This is a genomic window from Paenibacillus sp. P4_A7, from assembly GCF_056402455.1.
Genome location: NZ_JBFUHJ010000084.1, coordinates 1 through 18,821, shown reverse-complemented (window position 1 = coordinate 18,821; position 18,821 = coordinate 1). Strand labels below are relative to the sequence as shown.

The 18,821-nt window shown below is 43.5% G+C and carries 16 protein-coding genes; 14 read left to right on the top strand and 2 right to left on the bottom strand.

From position 1 onward, the window contains the following. Positions 1 to 646: 646 nt before the first annotated feature. The 12 genes from AC1DWN_RS13505 to AC1DWN_RS13450 all read left to right on the top strand — a co-directional run bounded on the left by AC1DWN_RS13505 (position 647) and on the right by AC1DWN_RS13450 (position 15,836). Positions 647 to 2,287, top strand: coding sequence for a peptide ABC transporter substrate-binding protein (locus AC1DWN_RS13505; RefSeq protein WP_477559420.1), 1,641 nt, complete (start codon positions 647 to 649; stop codon positions 2,285 to 2,287). Between the two features lie 121 nt (positions 2,288 to 2,408). Continuing rightward, positions 2,409 to 3,344 (top strand): ABC transporter permease, encoded by a 936-nt coding sequence (locus tag AC1DWN_RS13500; protein WP_477559419.1) that lies wholly within the window; start codon positions 2,409 to 2,411, stop codon positions 3,342 to 3,344. A 3-nt stretch (positions 3,345 to 3,347) separates the two neighbouring features. Next, complete coding sequence (locus AC1DWN_RS13495) at positions 3,348 to 4,292, top strand: ABC transporter permease (RefSeq protein ID WP_477559418.1); 945 nt, start codon at positions 3,348 to 3,350, stop codon at positions 4,290 to 4,292. A gap of 33 nt (positions 4,293 to 4,325) precedes the next feature. Beyond that, positions 4,326 to 5,327 carry an ABC transporter ATP-binding protein gene (locus AC1DWN_RS13490; protein WP_477559417.1) on the top strand — a complete coding sequence of 334 codons (1,002 nt, stop codon included), beginning with the start codon at positions 4,326 to 4,328 and terminating at the stop codon, positions 5,325 to 5,327. After that, the gene (locus AC1DWN_RS13485) at positions 5,324 to 6,280 is read left to right on the top strand and encodes an ABC transporter ATP-binding protein (RefSeq protein ID WP_477559416.1); all 957 of its coding nucleotides are present in this window, start codon (positions 5,324 to 5,326) and stop codon (positions 6,278 to 6,280) included. Before AC1DWN_RS13490 ends, AC1DWN_RS13485 begins: the two co-directional genes overlap by 4 nt. Before the next feature lie 286 nt (positions 6,281 to 6,566). Next, entirely contained in the window at positions 6,567 to 8,084 is a 1,518-nt protein-coding gene (locus AC1DWN_RS13480; RefSeq protein WP_477559415.1) for a sugar ABC transporter ATP-binding protein, read from the top strand. Then, positions 8,081 to 9,049: an ABC transporter permease gene (locus tag AC1DWN_RS13475; RefSeq protein ID WP_477559414.1), complete on the top strand. Its 969-nt coding sequence runs from the start codon at positions 8,081 to 8,083 to the stop codon at positions 9,047 to 9,049. Before AC1DWN_RS13480 ends, AC1DWN_RS13475 begins: the two co-directional genes overlap by 4 nt. Before the next feature lie 81 nt (positions 9,050 to 9,130). Next, positions 9,131 to 10,150, top strand: coding sequence for a substrate-binding domain-containing protein (locus AC1DWN_RS13470; RefSeq protein ID WP_477559413.1), 1,020 nt, complete (start codon positions 9,131 to 9,133; stop codon positions 10,148 to 10,150). Between the two features lie 198 nt (positions 10,151 to 10,348). Continuing rightward, positions 10,349 to 11,965 carry a response regulator transcription factor gene (locus AC1DWN_RS13465; protein WP_477559412.1) on the top strand — a complete coding sequence of 539 codons (1,617 nt, stop codon included), beginning with the start codon at positions 10,349 to 10,351 and terminating at the stop codon, positions 11,963 to 11,965. Next, positions 11,962 to 13,785, top strand: coding sequence for a cache domain-containing protein (locus AC1DWN_RS13460; RefSeq protein ID WP_477559411.1), 1,824 nt, complete (start codon positions 11,962 to 11,964; stop codon positions 13,783 to 13,785). The genes AC1DWN_RS13465 and AC1DWN_RS13460 overlap by 4 nt, the downstream gene beginning before the upstream one ends. A gap of 5 nt (positions 13,786 to 13,790) precedes the next feature. Beyond that, the gene (locus tag AC1DWN_RS13455) at positions 13,791 to 14,777 is read left to right on the top strand and encodes a substrate-binding domain-containing protein (protein WP_477559410.1); all 987 of its coding nucleotides are present in this window, start codon (positions 13,791 to 13,793) and stop codon (positions 14,775 to 14,777) included. 192 nt (positions 14,778 to 14,969) lie between these two features. Then, positions 14,970 to 15,836: a YitT family protein gene (locus AC1DWN_RS13450; RefSeq protein WP_477559409.1), complete on the top strand. Its 867-nt coding sequence runs from the start codon at positions 14,970 to 14,972 to the stop codon at positions 15,834 to 15,836. Between the two features lie 154 nt (positions 15,837 to 15,990). Here the strand turns inward: AC1DWN_RS13450 and AC1DWN_RS13445 are convergent, their stop codons facing one another. Then, complete coding sequence (locus AC1DWN_RS13445) at positions 15,991 to 17,193, bottom strand: SLC45 family MFS transporter (protein WP_477559408.1); 1,203 nt, start codon at positions 17,191 to 17,193, stop codon at positions 15,991 to 15,993. Then, a complete protein-coding gene (locus AC1DWN_RS13440; RefSeq protein ID WP_477559407.1) occupies positions 17,190 to 17,936 on the bottom strand; it encodes a glycerophosphodiester phosphodiesterase in 747 nt (248 codons plus the stop codon). The genes AC1DWN_RS13445 and AC1DWN_RS13440 overlap by 4 nt, the downstream gene beginning before the upstream one ends. Positions 17,937 to 18,172: 236 nt before the next feature. Here AC1DWN_RS13440 and AC1DWN_RS13435 point away from each other — a divergent pair, with 236 nt between their 5' ends. Continuing rightward, positions 18,173 to 18,523, top strand: a complete 351-nt coding sequence (locus AC1DWN_RS13435) for a metal-sensitive transcriptional regulator (RefSeq protein WP_477559406.1) — start codon at positions 18,173 to 18,175, stop codon at positions 18,521 to 18,523. A 19-nt stretch (positions 18,524 to 18,542) separates the two neighbouring features. Further along, positions 18,543 to 18,743, top strand: coding sequence for a copper ion binding protein (locus tag AC1DWN_RS13430; RefSeq protein WP_477559405.1), 201 nt, complete (start codon positions 18,543 to 18,545; stop codon positions 18,741 to 18,743). Positions 18,744 to 18,821: the final 78 nt, after the last annotated feature.

The following is an 18,821-nucleotide window of genomic DNA, read 5'->3' as shown; positions in this document are numbered from 1 at the left end:
GTATATCTTCTTCCTATTCGTTCCACGACCGATTGATATAGCCTCTGTTCTATAGTAAATGTCCCAGTTACTCCTCTTTTAATGAGATTCTGGTAAATTAAATATATTGAATAATATTACATTAATAACGTATAAATAAATTAACTTGATATTATTTATTAGTGTTCGTGGATTGAGGGAAACAGGTTGATATAGACTTTTTTAAGTGATAAAAAAGAGACGAAGCATGTAGTATCTTGTGGGTTAGGCTAGAATTTTTTTGTACATTATTTTGAAGCTGGTTTAGAGCAAATATGCGTTAATGCTTATACGTATCAATGCTTGTACGTAGTAATGCAAATTCGCATTAATGTATTAAAGCGTTTTCATTCGGGTGCTGAGTTGCCTCTTTATAAATCATTCAAACAGGACAAATGAAACATAAGCATGGGATTGCAGCATATATTTTTACAGAAATAATATTTAGTGTTGACAATTGTATAATTGTGGATGTATATTCTCCGTGTCAAGGTTATTACAATTGTTAGCGGAATTAATCTTAATCTCTAGTTTTTTGTAAGTATTTGCTAGATGTTTCACTGCAATTCATCTTAACCCCTATTTAGTAGTTTTTAAAAAATGATATGAAAAGTGGGAGCTGATGTATGTGAAAGAGAGATTGAAGAAGCCGGCGCAATTGATATTAGTTTTTGTGGTTGCATTCAGCATGCTGTTGTCGGCATGTACAAGCGACGGAGGAAAGTCAAAAGGTTCTCAAGAGTTCCGTTTCACACTAGGAAGTGAGCCACCAAGCTTGGATCCTGCAACTATGACGGACGCGCAGTCCAGTATCGTTGCTGCGGGATTGTATGAGGGTTTGACTCGTCTGAACACAGCGGGAGAACCTGAAGCAGCAATTGCTAAGAAATGGAAAATTTCTGATGACGGAAAAACGTACACGTTCACTTTGCGCGACGATGTGAAATGGAGCAATGGCGACCCCGTCACAGCGAACGACTTCGTATATTCATGGCAGCGTACGCTGAAACCGGAAACGGCTTCTGATTATGCATACATGCTTTACTACCTTGAAAATGCAGAAAAAATCAACAAAGAAGAAATCACTGACCTGAATCAGCTGGGCGTAAAAGCATTGGACGAGCACACATTGGAAGTAAAACTGTATACGCCTACCCCGTATTTCATTAGCCTTGTTTCCCACTACACCTATCTGCCTGTTCACCAAGCGTCGGTCGAAGGAAAGCCAGATTGGGCAGCAGAAGCCAATACGATCGTATCTAACGGGCCGTTTCTTCTAAAAGAATGGAAGCATGAGGATAAGCTTGTGCTTGAGAAAAACCCAGACTACTATAATAAGTCCGCTGTTAATTTCAGCAAAGTAACGATTACGTTAATTAATGATACAAACACGGTATTCAACCTGTTCGAAACGGATAAAATCGATTGGATTGGTGCTCAAGCAGGCTCCGTTCCTACTGACAGAGTACAACAACTTGTTAAGGATAAGAAAGCAAATATCAAAGCAGTCGCATCGACGTACTACTACTTGTTCAACACATCGAAAGCACCGTTTAACAACACTAAGATACGTAAAGCATTCGCAATGTCTGTTGATCGTCAATCGTTGATCGACAACGTCACAAAAGCGAATCAACAGCCGGCATTTGCACTAGTGCCGCCAAGTATCGCTGGATTTGATGGAAAACTCTATCGTGAATTGTACCCTGACACTGATTATTTCAAAGAGAACATAGAGGATGCTAAAAAGCTTCTTGCAGAAGGCTTGGCAGAGAGCGGTTTGACAGCACTTCCTGAAATTACTCTGCTTTATAATACGGATGATGCGCATAAAGCGATTGCGGAATCGATCGTTGACATGTGGCGCAACAACCTCGGCGTTGAAGTGAAGCTGGCTAATCAGGAATGGGGTACTTTCCTGGAGTCCAGAAAAGCTGGTCAATTTGATATCGCACGTTCCGGCTGGGGCGCGGATTTCAACCATCCGATCAACTTCACATATGATCTGATCCACCCGCTTTCCGGCAACAACGACGGCAAATACAACAATCCAGAAGTAGCAAAGCTGCTTGATGATGCCCTACTGACTACGGATATTAAGAAGGGCTTGGACAAAATAGCTGCGGCTGAGAAAATCGCATTTGCAGACGACATGGGCGCCTTGCCGCTTTACTACTACACAACTGTAACGATGGTCAAAGATGGATTTAAGGATGTAGTTTCTGATTATGCAGGCCACATAGACTGGGTGTTCGGCAGCAAGAAGTAGATCACTCATTATTGTTCATCTATAATAACTAACTTAGAATTACTGGTTTCGGAAGGGTATATATAGTTTCTATATATACCTTTTTGAAATTCAATTAATGATATAGAGAGTGGGTGATGGCTTGGTCCGCTACATTATAGGCAAATTTATGTTTATGCTGCTGTCGCTGTTTTTGCTTATAACAGCAACCTTCCTTCTGATGAACGCCGTTCCTGGCAGTCCAATGCAATCAGAGAAAGCGACAAGTGAGCAAATCCAGAAAAATTTGAAAGCGTATTACGGATTGGATAAACCACTTATCGTCCAATACGGTACCTATTTGAAAAACCTTGTAAAAGGCGACCTGGGTATATCCATGAAGAAAAAGTTTCAATCAGTCGATAAAATGATTGCTGACTCCTTCAACTACTCACTGAAGCTAGGTCTTTCTGCTATTTTTACATCTATTGTCGCGGGTAGCGCACTCGGTATTATATCTGCTATGTATCACCGTAAATTTTTGGACAACCTCGCGATGATCATTGCCGTAATTGGGTTAGCCATTCCGAGCTTGGTTATGGCGCCCGTGCTGCAATATGTATTTGCGGTTAAGATAAGGATCTTTGAAGTAGCAGGGCTCAATGGCCCAATGGATTACGTATTGCCGACTATTGCTTTATCGGCAGGTCCAATTGCTTTTATCGCAAGATTACTAAGATCTACTATGATTGAAGTTTTGAGTGCGGATTTTATTAAAACAGCTAAATCCAAAGGGCTTTCCGGTTATGTAGTCGTCATGCGACATGCTCTGCGCAACTCCATGCTGCCTGTTGTTACGTACTTAGGTTACCTTACGGCTGGAATTATTACAGGCTCCGTGGTTATTGAAAAGATATTCGGGATACCTGGAATCGGAAAGTATTTTGTCCAGAGTGTAACAGATAGAGATTATCCATTGATTATGGGCATCACGATTTTTTATGCCGTTATTCTGATGGTGACCCGTTTCTTAGCTGATGTCGCCTATGTGTTTGTTGATCCGCGTATGAGGGCGTCCGGCGGAAAGGTGGGGAAATAGTACATGTCGAGAAGAGTAGATATTAATTCAGTGGATAATCTTGCTCCGGAAATGTTTGAAAAGGTTAATCGAAAGCAAGTAGGCGAGGAACAATTTGGGCGCAAGAGTCTGACCGCTTGGCAAGATATTAAGATTAGATTGGTTAGTAACAAATTAGCGATGACCGGTTTCTGGATTATTATAGCTATTATGCTTTGCGCTATCTTCGTTCCAATCATATCCCCAAACGATCATTATACGACTGAGTTAACGAATACGAACAAGCCGCCGAGCATGAAACATTTGTTCGGGACCGATGATCTTGGCCGCGACCTGCTAGAGAGAACTTGGAAGGGAGCTCAAATATCGCTGTTCGTTGGTTTAGTCGCCGCTTTAATTGATTTGATTTTCGGAATCATCTATGGAGGCATTATGGGATACTTCGGCGGCAAGGTGGATGAGATAATGAATCGTTTTTCAGAAGTTTTGTATGCGATTCCATATCTGCTTGTTGTTATCATGCTGCTGGTGGTCATGGATCCAAGCTTATTAACTATTATCATTGCTATGTCYATAACGGGTTGGATTAATATGGCTTGGATCGTGCGCGGTCAGATTATGCAGCTCAAAAACCAAGAGTACTCTCTCGCGTCCAAATCACTAGGTGCTGGCGCGATGCGTATTATTTTCCGTCATTTGATTCCAAATGCGATGGGTCCGATTCTCGTTACTTTGACGCTGTYGGTTCCAAGCGCAATCTTCACTGAAGCGTTCCTTAGCTTTCTTGGGCTTGGCGTTCAGTCGCCGATCGCTTCTTGGGGAACGATGATTGACGATGGTATTCGCGCGATGACGATTTACCCATGGAGACTGCTGTTCCCTGCTTTCTTCCTGAGCTTGACTATCTTTGCATTTAATGTATTCGGCGATGGCCTTAGAGACGCATTCGATCCGAAGTTGAAAAAATAACAACAAGTTTAGCTGAGAGGAGGCCGCGGCTTAATGAAGACCTTGCTTGAAGTGAAAGATTTAAGTGTATCCTTCGACGTATACGGCGGTGAAGTACAAGCTGTCCGCAACGTGAGCTTCGATGTGAAGAAGGGGGAAGTCGTTGCGATCGTTGGTGAATCCGGATCAGGGAAGAGTGTTACAGCTCAATCGATTATGAGGTTGATTCCTTCTCCTCCAAGCAGGATTAAGAACGGCTCTGTCTTGTTCGAAGGCGAGGAGCTGCTGTCCCTGTCGGAGAAAGATATGCAGAAGGTGCGCGGCAACAAAATCGGTATGATCTTTCAAGATCCTATGACCTCCTTAAATCCCACGATGACGGTTGGCAACCAAATTATGGAGGGGCTAATCAAGCATCAGAGCTTAAATTCGGAACAAGCGAAAGCAAGAGCAATTGAAATGCTCCTTCTTGTTGGAATACCCAATCCGGAATCTCGGATTAAGCAATACCCTCATCAGTTCTCAGGCGGTATGCGTCAGCGGGTTATGATTGCAATAGCGCTGGCGTGCAATCCATCCTTACTGATTGCTGACGAGCCAACGACAGCGCTAGATGTGACGATTCAAGCGCAAATTATGCGCGTCTTGAAAGAACTGCAGGATAAGATGGGCACATCCATCATTCTGATAACGCATGACCTTGGCGTTGTTGCTGACGTATGCGACCGCGTCATCGTCATGTACGCTGGCCGGGTAGTGGAGACAGGCACGAAGTGGGAGATCTTTCAGAACCCACAGCATCCGTATACGCGGGGTTTGCTTCGCTCCTTGCCACGCCTTGATCGGAACAGGGATGAACCGCTCATTCCTATTCCCGGTACGCCGCCTGATCTGATTCGGCCACCGACAGGCTGCAGCTTCTGCGCTCGGTGCGAAGAGGCAATGGTAGTATGTGAAAATAACGACCCAGACCTACACCCTATTAAGGGAAGCGACTCCCATGCTGCAGCTTGCTGGATGCTTCATCCGAGCGCGAATCGGGAGGTACCGGCATGAGTACTCCATTAGTTCAAGTTAATGATCTTCGTAAATTTTTCAATCTTGATAAAGGTAATATTTTGAAAGCTGTTAATGAAATAAGCTTCTCCATCGGACGGGGAGAGACGGTAGGCGTTGTTGGCGAATCCGGATGTGGTAAGACGACGGCCGGACGTACAATCATGCGTCTATATGAACCGACAAGCGGAGGCGTTACTTTCGAGGGCAAGGACATCTACAAGCTGCGAGGTGCGGATTTGAAGGCGCTGCGACGCAGTATGCAGATGATCTTTCAAGATCCATATGCATCGTTGAATCCTCGAATGACGGTCACTGATATTATTGGAGAAGCGCTGGATATTCACAATTTGGCGGGCAGCCGTGCTGAACGAAAGCGCAAAGTTGAAGGGTTGCTTGATATGGTCAAGCTGAACCCTGAGCATGCAACACGTTATCCGCATGAGTTTTCCGGAGGACAGCGCCAACGTATCGGCATAGCTCGTGCGTTGGCTGTAGACCCGAAGTTTATTATAGCGGATGAGCCGATCTCTGCGCTGGATGTTTCTATTCAAGCGCAGATCGTCAATCTGATGCAGGACCTACAGCGCAAGATGGGTCTGACTTATCTGTTTATCGCCCATGATCTGTCCATGGTCAAGCATATTAGTGATCGAGTAGCGGTTATGTATTTGGGCAAAATTGTGGAGCTGGCGGAGAGCAGCGAGCTGTATGATAATCCGCGCCACCCTTACACAAGGGCTCTTCTGTCGGCGATTCCAATTCCGGATCCGCAAGTAGAAGCAGAACGTGTACGTATTGTGTTAAAGGGCGAACAGCCGAGCCCGATTAACCCGCCAAAGGGTTGTCAGTTCCATACGCGTTGTCCTCAAGCGACTGAAAAATGCAAGGTGGATGAGCCAAAGTTGGTTGAAGTGAGCAAAGGACATTACGCTTCTTGCCATTATGCGTGACACTAGATTGATTTTAATGTCTCTTACGTACGGTTCTGTTAATGTGGCAGGATCGGAGGGCTGAATTCAGTAGTCTTTTTGTAATATAAATGTGTAGGATCAACCAGTTCCTTCTGGTTGGTCCTATTTTCATTTTCTTGGAGGTGAAAAAAATAACGAACCAAGCTTGTATGCAAGCCTTTCCAAACAAACGTGAATTTCTCTACTTTATACAGGAGATTTCTCCATATATTTGAAATTAACAAAATCATATAATTAACTTACAAACCGATTTGGGGTGAGAGTGATGAGTCAGGTTCTAGTATCTATGGAAGGTATCAGCAAGGAATTCCCAGGCGTGCTCGCACTCAATCAATGCCGATTTGAGCTGAATGCGGGCGAGGTACATGCTTTAGTCGGCGAAAACGGTGCTGGTAAATCGACAATGATGAAGATTTTGACGGGCGTTTATACGAAGGATTCGGGAAAGATCATTTATAAAGGCAAGGAAGTCGACATTGCTCATACAAAAGCAGCACAAAATCTCGGTATTAGCATTATTCATCAAGAGCTGCATTTGATGCCTGATTTGACGATTGCTCAAAATATATTTATCGGCAGAGAGCCTCGTGCGAAATTCCCGTTATTTCTGGATGATCATGCGATGAACGAGCAAACTGCAGTTTTATTTCAGAAAATGAATTTGAAGCTTGATCCACGTACACTGGTATCGGAGCTAACGGTCGCAAAACAGCAAATGGTTGAGATTGCRAAGGCCCTTTCCTTTCAGTCTGAGGTGCTTATTATGGATGAGCCTACTGCCGCGCTTACAAATACTGAAATTGAAGAGCTGTTTCGAATAATTGATCAACTCCGCGAGAGGGGCGTTGGCATCGTATATATTTCACACCGCATGGAGGAGCTGAAGCGAATTACGAACCGTATTACGGTTATGCGGGATGGCTGCTACGTTGATACGGTTCAAACATCGGAGACAACAATAGACGCCATTATTGGGATGATGGTTGGCAGGCAAATATATACAACTTCGAAGCCTAGTATTGGTGACATTAAGGAGCCAATCAAAGTGCTTGAGATAAAGGGACTGAGCCGTGGCAATATATTGAAGGATATTAGCTTTCACTTGAACAAAGGAGAAATTATCGGTTTTGCGGGATTGATGGGGGCGGGTCGTACAGAGGTTGCTAGAGCGATTTTTGGTGCAGATACGGTAGATTCGGGCGAAGTATTTATTAATGGAGAGAAAGCACGAATTAAAGGCCCGCATGACGCAGTGAGGTATGGGATTGGCTATTTGTCGGAGGATCGCAAGTTGTTTGGTTTGCTTGTTGAAATGGACGTGAAGACGAACATTTCAATTGCCGCATATCGCAGCTTCCGCAATCCTTTGGGGTGGATGAGACAGGCAAAGATGGAACGGAACGCAGAGCGGTATGTAGGATCACTGCAAGTTAAGACACCGAGTATCAATCAGCGCTTGAAGTTTCTGTCGGGGGGAAATCAGCAGAAGGTTGTAATCGGCAAGTGGCTGACACGTGATTGCCAAATTCTGATGATCGATGAACCGACTCGCGGCATTGACGTAGGAGCCAAATCGGAAATATATAAGCTTCTTGATGAACTCGTACAGCAAGGGAAGTCCATCATTATGATTTCCTCGGAGCTGCCGGAAATCTTGCGTATGAGCCACCGTATTATCGTGATGTGCGAGGGACGAATTACAGGCGAGCTTAGCAGTGAGGAAGCGACGCAAGAGAGGATTATGACGTACGCAACAATGCGAATGGGGGAGGATGCCATATGAAGCTAGCAGAATTAACGAAGCCAGTATCTATCAAATCAGGCGCAACGCAAAAGATATTGGCATTTGCCAGTCTCATTCTATTAGTTATATTTTTTTCAGCCTCTTCGGAAAATTTTTTTCGCTTCGATAATATTATCGGTATTATGCTCTCGACCGCAGTAATTGGCGTTCTAGCACTTGGATCGACCTTCGTTATTATTACCGGGGGTATTGATTTGTCGGTCGGCACCGTGATGACGTTCGCATCTGTTATGACAGGGGTAGTCATCACATTCTGGGACCTCCCTATTCCTTTTGGCATCGCCGGCGGGATATTGACTGGAGCGTTATGCGGATTCATAAGCGGCTGGCTTGTTGCCAAAATGAAAATTCCGCCTTTCATTGCCACGTTAGGGATGATGATGGTGACCAAAGGAATGTCGCTTGTTGTGTCAGGAACGAAGCCTATCTATTTTAACGACACACCTGCTTTCGCGAAGATTGCTATGGGTAAGGTATTCCAAGTGCCGTTCGCGGTATTTATCTTTTTCGGATTAGCGGTTTTCGCTAGCATTCTGCTTTCGAAGACGATTATTGGACGGTATAATTTCGCGCTTGGCAGTAATGAGGAAGCGACAAGGCTATCCGGCGTTAACGTTATCTTCTGGAAAATAATGATTTATGTCATCACCGGAGCTTTCGCAGGTATCGCTGGTATTATGATGGCCTCGCGACTGAACTCGGCGCAGCCCGCTTTAGGCGCCGGCTATGAGCTCGAAGCAATCGCTGCGGTTGTTATTGGAGGTACTTCACTTAGCGGGGGGCAGGGCTCGATTCTCGGAACGGTTATAGGAGCGCTTATCATGAGCGTTCTAACGAATGGACTGCGAATTATGTCGGTGCCCCAGGAATGGCAGGTCGTCATTGTTGGATGTGTAGTAATAGGAGCGGTATACGCTGATATTTTAAGACGCCGCGCTCAGTAATTTCGGTATTTCCTTCGACGAGCTCCTAATTGGCTTGGAGAGGTTCTAATACAACTAAATGAACGTAAGGGGAGATTAGCTTTGAAAAGAAATAAACGGATGATTATTGCAATGTTCCTTCTAGCAACAGTTATGGCACTTAGTGCTTGCGGTTCGAACAGCGGTGATAAAGGAACGAATAAACCTGCTTCTGCCGGTACTAATGATAACAAAGGCGGATCCGGTGATAAGAAGCTCTATATCCCAGTCATTTCCAAAGGATTTCAGCATCAGTTTTGGCAAGCAGTAAAACAAGGTGCGGAGAAAGCGGCAACAGAGCTGAACGTAGAAATTACATTTGAAGGCCCAGAGACAGAAACCCAAGTGGATAAGCAAATTGAAATGCTGCAAGCTGCTCTCGACAAGAAGCCTGATGCCATCGCTTTTGCGGCGCTCGATAGTAAAGCGGCAACGCCGCTGCTTGAGAAAGCTAAAGCAGCAAACATTCCAGTCGTAGGCTTTGACTCTGGTGTAGATAGTCCGATTCCTGTAACAACGGCTGCGACAGACAACATTGCGGCAGCGGCGCTTGCAGCGGATAAGATGTCTGAGCTAATTGGCGGAAAAGGTGATATTGCGCTTATTGTACATGACCAAACGAGCCGCACTGGTATTGATCGTCGTGACGGTTTTCAAAACCAGATTAAAGCGAAATACCCAGATATCAAAATCGTAGACATTCAATACGGCGGCGGTGATCAGTTGAAATCGACTGACCTTGCTAAAGCGATTATGCAAGCAAATCCAGATCTGAAGGGCTTCTTTGGAGCGAATGAAGGCTCAGCAATCGGTGTCGTCAACGCAGTAAATGAAATGGGCAAAAACGGGAAAATTACTGTCATCGGCTACGATTCCGGTAAGCTGCAAATGGATGCTATTAGAAGCGGCACAATGGCCGGCGCAATTACACAAGATCCAATTGGAATTGGCTATTGGTCAGTGAAAGCGGCTGTGCAGGCGATAAAAGGTGAGAAGGTAGAGCCTATGATCGACACAGGCTTCCACTGGTATGATAAAACGAATATCGATTCGGATGATATTAAGCCGTTGTTATACGAATAATAAAAGAAGCATTTATACGTTGAACAGTAGGAATAAGCAGTAGACCAGTGAGTAGAACTGGTCTACTGCTTTGCTGTTGCAAGAGATATAGGAAGGTATTTATGTAAGCGCTATCGAACTTAAGTTGTAAGAAATAAAGATACTATTTTGCATAGGGATTCATAGTTGATAGGTCAGTTGTCTGGAGGAGTTAAGCAGATGTATAAAATCATAATCGTAGACGATGAAGATGAGGTTAGAGATGGAGTTAAGCAACTTACGAACTGGGGGAACTGCGGCTTTGAGCTTGTCGGAGATTTCAATAATGGCAGGGATGCATTGGATGCTATCGAGAAGCTTCAGCCCGATGTCGTTATTACCGATATTAATATGCCCTATATGGATGGGCTGGAGCTGACGGCTTTAATAAGTGAACTGTATCGCGAGTTGAAAATTGTCATTCTCACTGGTTATGAGGATTTTGATTATGCGAAGCAGGCGATCAAGTTGAAAGTTAGCGAGTATCTGCTCAAACCGATCAATTTGCAGGAATTCACGGAATTCCTATTGAAAATAAAGCAGGAGCTCGATGATAAGCAAGCCTTTATGGAGGATATGACGGCACTGCGGCAACGGCTGCATGAGAGCTTCCCGCTGCTGCGTGAACGGTTTCTAGATAAGTTGGTTACGATACCAATGACAAGCAACGAAATTAATCAAAAGCTGCAGTACTTTCAATTAACGCTGGAGGGTTCTGCCTATTTGGCATTATTGTTAGACTTAGAGGATGAAAGTGCTATGCAAGGTACGGAGGCAGCTGGGGATACGCTACTTCTTCGTTTCGCAATGTTCAATATCACACAGGAAATTGTGGAGAAGGAGCATGGCGGCATCGTGTTCCAAACTCGTGATGATAAGGCCGTGGTTCTGCTCGGAGGTGAAGCGGGTGAGCTTTTGGTTACCGCGCAGAAGGCTGCTTATCATGTTGGGCAGTCGGTTCAGAAGTATTTGAAACGCGAGGTTTCTATTGGAGTTGGGCGGGTCAGCCCTTCAATCACTGGGCTGCGGGTCTCTTATCAGGAGGCCTGCTCAGCACTTGATTATCGGTTTTTGCTAGGTGGCGGTAAGGTGATCTCTATTCAGGATATGGAATTTGGAACTGGTGTTAATCAGACGACGTATATTGAGTTTGAACGGAAGTTGATTGCTGCTCTCAAAACGGGTAAAGCTTCGCAGATTACTCACATTATGGACGAATGGTTCGAACAGCTAAAGCAGTCTGGTGCAACTGCAAGCAGCTGTATCGGCTACATGCATCGGATCATGGCGGCGTTTATTCATCTAATTGGACAAACGGGATTTGATGATTCGAAGCTGCTAGGCATGGACCCTTTCTCTACCATACCTCCGATTAAGACTGTAGAACAAATGAAAAGCTGGCTGGAGGTGTTATGTTTTAGCGTTATCCATTTTTTGTCGGAGCAGCGCACATCCGCCAACAATACGCAACTTCAGGACGCAATCATATACATAAACGACCATTATAATAACCCAGAGCTGTCATTAAACCAAGTGTGTCAGCAAGTGTTTCTTAGCTTGAGCTACTTCAGCAGCTTGTTCAAGCAGAGAACTGGCGGTACATTCGTTGAATATTTGACACGTCTGAGGATGGAAAAGGCGATGCAGCTGCTTATTTCAACCCAATTGAAGGCCTATGATATCGCAGAGCGTGTTGGATATGGTGATCCGCAATATTTTAGCGTTATTTTCAAACGACATGTCGGCATGACACCGAAGGAATATAGATTGGTAATGAAAGAGAGCAGCTTAACATGAGAGGGAGAAAGCTGTTTCAATTTAAAAGTATTCATACGAATATCGCAATTACCTTCTCCTGTCTAATTATATGTACAACAGTCATACTCAGCGCAAATACCTTCATCCTTTCATCGGACGCAGTCAAAAAAAACTCCTACGATTATACTTCTCAGCTCATCGAACAGGTTAATACGAATATTCAAACCTATATTGGAAATATGGAAAGTATGGCTGAACTCGCCTTACGTGATGAGGAACTGCAGCGGCTTATGCAGCTTTCGGATCCATATGATCCGGAAGGAAGGCTGCTTGTTAAGCAAACGAGTAAATTTTTACGCGCAATGGTGGAATCGCGAAATGATATAGCTTCTATCGTATTCATCGGAACGAATGGTTCTATCGTGTCGGATCGAGATGATGCAAAGCTATATGAATACTACGAGCTATTGAATCAGGACTGGTACATCTCGGCGAAGGAAGCGGGTGGAAGCTCCGTTATTTCCTCCTCCCACGTGCAGCATGTTTATAAAAATGAATTCCGTTGGGTCGTATCGATCAGCCGTCAAGCAGAAGTTGCAGCGGACGGGAATACTGGTGTATTGCTCGTTGATCTAAACTACAACGTCATTAACGACTTATGCAAGCAAATTCAAATGGGTAACAGAGGATATGTGTTCCTTCTAGATCCGACGGGCGATCTCATTTATCATCCACAACAGCAATTGATTTACACCGGTTTGAAATCGGAGCAATTTGAGAAGGTATTACAGCCGGGTGATCGTTCCTTCGAGGCAAAGAGTGACGGAAGAACTAAGATTTATACCACCCGAAGCTCGCGATATGGCTGGAAGGTTGTTGGCGTTAATTATCCAGAGGAACTAGTCGGAGACAAGCGACAAATTCAGTATTCCGCGCTGTTATGGGGATCTATCTGTCTAATCTTTGCACTTTCTATATCAGTTCTACTCTCATTGAMGTTAACGAAACMAATTAAGAAGCTGGATGCTCATATGAAAAAGGTGGAGAAGGGCGAMTTCGATACAAGGGTAGAAATTGAGAGTACAAACGAAATTGGCAAGCTTGCGCGTACCTTTAATTTAATGACCGGTAAAATAAAGGAGCTTATGAATCAAGTCGTTCAAGAGCAAGAGGATAAACGTAAAAGCGAACTCAAGGCGCTTCAGGCACAAATTCATCCGCATTTTTTATACAATACGCTAGATTCTATCATTTGGATGGCAGAAATGGATAAGATGACTGATGTAATCAAAATGACATCTGCGCTTTCCAAGCTGCTGCGTTCATCAATCAGCAAAGGGGAGGAGCTTGTCACCATTCGTGAGGAGCTTGCTCATATTGATCATTACTTAACGATTCAGAATATCCGCTACCGCAATAAGTTTACTTATAGCTTTGACGTGGATCCAACCATTATGGAGTGTAAAATATTAAAGATCGTGCTTCAGCCGCTCGTGGAAAACGCAATATATCATGGCATTAAAAACAAAGCTGATGCAGGCCATATTCTTATTAAAGGAAATCGAATAAACGAGGGTATTGAATTGCAAGTCATTGACGATGGCGTAGGGACTAATGCTGCAAAGCTAAATGAGTTAATGAGTATGGGATATTTGAATGGAAACGTCTCACAGTTGCGGTCTCCGCTATCAAATGCAGCGTCAGCATCCGCGACGAGCGGATTAGGCGTACACAATGTTAATCATCGCATCGTACTAAATTTCGGTGAGCGATTTGGACTGTCGTTTGACAGTGAGCTGGATGAAGGTACGACGGTTATACTTCTGATGCCGGAAATAATGGAAGCCAAAGGAGAATAGCCTTCATGCGAAAATGGTCATTCGTACTTATTAGTGTCATATTGATAACCGTTATAGCTGCTTTCATAGTGAATACTGCGATTGATAATCTGCAGCCACAAAAACCTCAGATTTTATTCGTGCCCAAAGCGTTAGATCATAAGGTGGAGTTTTGGGAAGTAATGAGGGAAGGTGTTCAAACGGCAGCTAAGGAATTCAATGTAGAGGTACAGGTTGCTGGTACACTTACAGAGTCAGATATTGAGGGACAAATCGCTCTGCTAGAACAAGCTATTATCGATAAACCCCAAGTTATTATTTTGGCAGCGACTGATTATAACCGAATTGTACCTGTAGCGAAAAAAATCATAGCCGCCGGCATTAAGCTAATCACAGTCGATTCGGCATTAAAGAATGGGATATCTAGCAGCTTTATTGCTACGGATAATTATGAGGGAGGTCAGAAGGCAGGACAGTTGCTAATGGAAACGATTGAATCGAATGAAAAAGGACCCGTAGCTATTATAAATTTCGTGCGGGGTTCCGCAACGGCAATGGAACGAGAGCGGGGAGTGCGTAATAGTTTAAACAATAATCCTGATATTAAAGTTCTCGATACGCTTTACAGCAATGCTTCTGAAGAGCGAGCGTTTGAAATAACACTCGAACTACTGCGGAATGAGCCCTCTCTCAGTGGGATTGCAGCACTAAATGAGCCAACGGTAGTGGGGGCTGCGAGAGCTATTAAGGAGCTGCAGGCCGTATCGAGAGTTAAGTTGATTGGCTTTGATAATTCAATGGAAGAAATCGCATTCATAGAGGAAGATGTGCTGCAGGGGACGATCGTACAGAGACCGTTTAATATGGGGTATTTGGCGGTTAAGACAGCAGTCGAGCTGAGTGAAGGGAAGAAGGTTAAGGCAATTATTGATACAGGCTCAGAAGTGATCACCAAGAAAAATATGTACGCAAGCGACAAGCAAAAGCTGTTGTTCCCTTTTGTCGAAAAATAACTATACATAACCTCTCTTTTTCAGGGAATACTCATTTATGGTAATGTCATGTATCACGTGATTGACGTTAGTTATTCTTACATTAATCTGTCGAAAAAACCGTTTTATTTATAAAATATGCTACTTTTTTGGGGAGAAGTTCGTTTTGTGATATAATTAACAGATAAAACTGAACATGAGGGGGATGGGTTTTTGGCTAAAACGCACAAGGGGTTATCATTTGTAGAGATTTTAAAGAGGTTTATTTTCATTTCGATTGGATCGGTATTGATGGGCGTTGCATTGGAATTGTTTCTCGTTCCTAACAATGTTATTGATGGAGGCATAGCCGGGATATCCATTATGCTGGCACATCTTACACCACTTCCTCTGGGTGTTTATTTATTCGTTGTAAACGTTCCGTTCTTAATTTTAGGCTACAAGCAAATCGGAAAGACGTTTGCTATTTCGACGTTATACGGGATTATTGTCATGTCGGTGACGACTTCATTACTGCATCATGTTGAGGCTTTTACAGAAGAGAAGCTGCTCGCTGTATTGTTCGGTGGACTTATATTAGGTGCTGGAGTAGGTCTTGCTATTCGGTTCGGTGGCTCACTAGATGGTGTGGAAATTGTATCGATATTGATCTCTAAGAAGGTACGTATGCCTGTTGGACAAATCATTATGCTATTTAACGTAGTTATATTCGTAGTTGCAGGTTTTGTATTTGAATGGGACTCAGCGATGTATTCCATGTTTACCTATTATATCGCTATTAAAATAATTGATATCGTAGTGGAGGGTCTCGACGAATCGAAATCCGTGACCATTATTTCGAGTGAATACGACGAAATTTCCCAGGCAATTATCGATCGTTTAGGACGCACCACGACTTTGATTCAAGCGCGCGGCGGCTATTCGAAAGAACAAACGGAAGTCATTTATTGTGTTGTATCGAGACTCGAGCTGGCGAAGCTCAAATCGATCGTGCAGTCTATTGACCCATCAGCATTTATCGCTATTGAACATGTAGCTGATGTAATGGGTGGCGGCTTTAGTAAAGGCAGCATTCATTAATGAATCATGAAATTGAACTGCTGTACTGATATGGCAGTTATAATAAAAAATGCATCCATTAGTTAGTTGATGGATGCATTTTTCTTTTTGATTGGATAGCTCAAGCTCTCAGACTCTAATTAGTCCTTTCCAAGTTATGGCAATGACTATTCATTTAACCGATTGCTGATGTGCTTTCATTTGTTAGGGGATTTGATAGCCCTTTGTCACGTACGCCAAGCAGGAAGAGTAAAGAAATAACCATACCGCTTGATGCGACGTAAAATAGCACATTATAGCCGAATAAATCGATCAGACCTCCCATTAGCGGCGGAGATGCAATAGCTGCGAGTGAAGATACTAAATAATATATTCCTGTCCGAGTGCCGATACTTTGCTCTTTGCCGAGCGCCACAATAAACGGATAAGAGTTAATATTGATTAATGCCCAGAAAATACCGCCAATAATAAGCAATACACGCAGCGGCAATAAGGAATCAATAAGAGATATAGAGGCAAATGTGACTAGAAGTCCGATAACCCCGAGCATAATAATAAGTTTTTTGCCGAAGCGGTTACCTAAGAGTCCGGCGGGTATGGCAGCGACTACAAATGCAAGTGAGAAGAAGGCGAGGGAGAATGAAGACTGTCCTTCTGTCAGTTGTAAATGATTTTTACCATAAAGGGTGAATAAGGCTTCAACGCCTTGATAGGAAAGGAACCAGAAAAAGATGGCACCTAGTAAAAAAATGGTTGGAGAGTTCATTTCTCCTTTAAAGGAGATAGATGTTTTCTGCTCAACAGGTGTGTAGGTGATGGCATCACGCTTTTCTCTAATTGAATAGATAAGGATAAATAAGCAAATCAACGTTAAAACGGAAGAAACGAAGAAAGGGAGGGACTCGTGCTTATCATAAAGCATAGCGCCCCCACCGAAAGCGAGAATAGAGCCGATACCACCCATAAAATTGATAATGCCATTGGCTTGCGTTCGTTTGCCATCTTTCGTAATATCGGGCATGAGCGCGACCGTCGGAGACCGATATAAGCTCATCGACAGGTTCATCAGCATCATGAATAAAACTAGCGTTAGTAATCCGGTATGCCACGGAATAAGTGCTCCGAACAATGCGGCGAGCGGCATGCCGATGATGAGGTAAGGCATTCTTTTGCCAAAACGTGTTTTGGTGCGGTCACTACGGTTTCCGATCCATGGCTGCAAAAACATCGCAAAGTAATTGTCGATCGTCATCATAAAGCCTATTAAGCTGAGACTCGACAAATACTTTTCTAGGAAGAAAGGAACAAATGCATTGTATAGTGCCCATGTGATACTGATACTGAAAAACCCGAAGCCTAGTAACCACGTTTTTTTCATTCCACAGATGTTCCTCTCCGTTGTAGCACCTCAGCGAGACGATCAGGGTAATCGGTTATAATACCAGCAGCACCGGCGTCGATTAGTTTTTCCATTTCGGACGATTCATTCACTGTAAAAGGGTGATAGACAATGCCATTTGCGGCAGCTTCCGCTGCAAATTCAGGTGTAACGGTAAATTTGTAAGCGTGAAGCGCATCCGCTTGCAACTGCTTTGCATAGTCCCAAGGGCGATAAAGACCTTCCATATACAAGATACCAGTCCTGATCTCTGGGGCAATTTGCTTGCATAACACAAGTGAATAATGATTAAAGCTAGATATAATAATACGGTCTGTCATTTCATATTCGCGTACCATTTCGACAACTAATTGCTCCAAGCCTTGGTAGGGGAAGTATCCATTTTTAAGTTCAATATTTAATTGGAGATCTGTAGGCTTGAGAAGCTCAAGCAGCTGCTGAAGAGTAGGGATGCGTTCGTTATGGAATTGCGGAGCATACCAGCTGCCGGCATCCAGGTTCAAGAGCTCGTCAGAATGAGTATCCTTAATAAGCTGATTTAGCCCTGTTGTGCGTACTAATGACTCATCATGAATAATAACTATTTTACCGTCTTTAGTAAGTTGTACATCGATTTCGATACCGCTTGCTCCAAGCTCTATAGCTTTGGTGAATGCTGCCATCGTATTTTCGGGACAGTAACCGCTTGCACCTCGATGTGCAAAATTAATTAGTTTTTTCAAAGATAATTCATCCTCTCGACTAATGTTATAGTGTCCATAAAGCAACTATATAGTTAGAGTGTAAATGCTATGTCAAAAAGTACAAATACACACCTGAATAGGTGAATCGTAGCATATAAGTTTCCATATGAATAGTACTTTAACAATAACAAAAAAAAGATCTTTCACTACTTGAATACCCCAGAGGGGTATGCTATCATGGAGTTAGCAGCATATACCCCAAGGAGGTATGTCAAATGGATCAATCCGAAGGAAATAGTTGCACTTCAAAGCATGGAGGAGCTGATGCCTCCTGTGATTCTGCCGCCCCGCGCAATAGTCATCATTCGGCTCAGACGAAAGCGAATTTGACTACACGCCTCAATCGTATTGAAGGTCAAATTAGAGGTGTGAAGGCAATGATCGAGAAAGATACGTATTGCGATGATGTACTCACCCAAATAGCTGCTGCCCAGTCAGCGCTAAATAGCGTTGGAAGGCTGCTGCTTGAGGGCCATATGAAGAGCTGCGTAGTTGATCGAATTCAGGCAGGCGAGAGTGAAGTTATTGATGAATTGCTAATTACAGTTAATAAATTAATGAAGTAGGTCGAGAGGGGATAGAACAATGGCAAAGGCAACTTTAAAGGTAGAAGGAATGACTTGTGGACATTGCGTCAGTTCAGTTGAGAAGGCACTTATTAATGCAGGGGCAAGCGGTACGGTAGATCTGGCTGCAAAGAAGGTTTCTGTTCAGTACGATGAAGCGAAAGTAACACTTGATGCGATTAAAGCAGCGATTGAAGACCAAGGCTATGATATTGTTTAATTATATATGTTTCTGAATATACAGAAGGGAGGCTGAATGAAGCCTCCTTTTTTTACATATTTACATACCCTATAAGGG

Coding starts and splice junctions, on each gene's coding strand:
- AC1DWN_RS13475 (WP_477559414.1), top strand. CDS start 8,081: ATGAAGCTAGCAGAATTAACGAAGCCAGTATCTATCAAATCAGGCGCA.
- AC1DWN_RS13455 (WP_477559410.1), top strand. CDS start 13,791: ATGCGAAAATGGTCATTCGTACTTATTAGTGTCATATTGATAACCGTT.
- AC1DWN_RS13465 (WP_477559412.1), top strand. CDS start 10,349: ATGTATAAAATCATAATCGTAGACGATGAAGATGAGGTTAGAGATGGA.
- AC1DWN_RS13485 (WP_477559416.1), top strand. CDS start 5,324: ATGAGTACTCCATTAGTTCAAGTTAATGATCTTCGTAAATTTTTCAAT.
- AC1DWN_RS13430 (WP_477559405.1), top strand. CDS start 18,543: ATGGCAAAGGCAACTTTAAAGGTAGAAGGAATGACTTGTGGACATTGC.
- AC1DWN_RS13490 (WP_477559417.1), top strand. CDS start 4,326: ATGAAGACCTTGCTTGAAGTGAAAGATTTAAGTGTATCCTTCGACGTA.
- AC1DWN_RS13435 (WP_477559406.1), top strand. CDS start 18,173: ATGGATCAATCCGAAGGAAATAGTTGCACTTCAAAGCATGGAGGAGCT.
- AC1DWN_RS13445 (WP_477559408.1), bottom strand. CDS start 17,193: ATGAAAAAAACGTGGTTACTAGGCTTCGGGTTTTTCAGTATCAGTATC.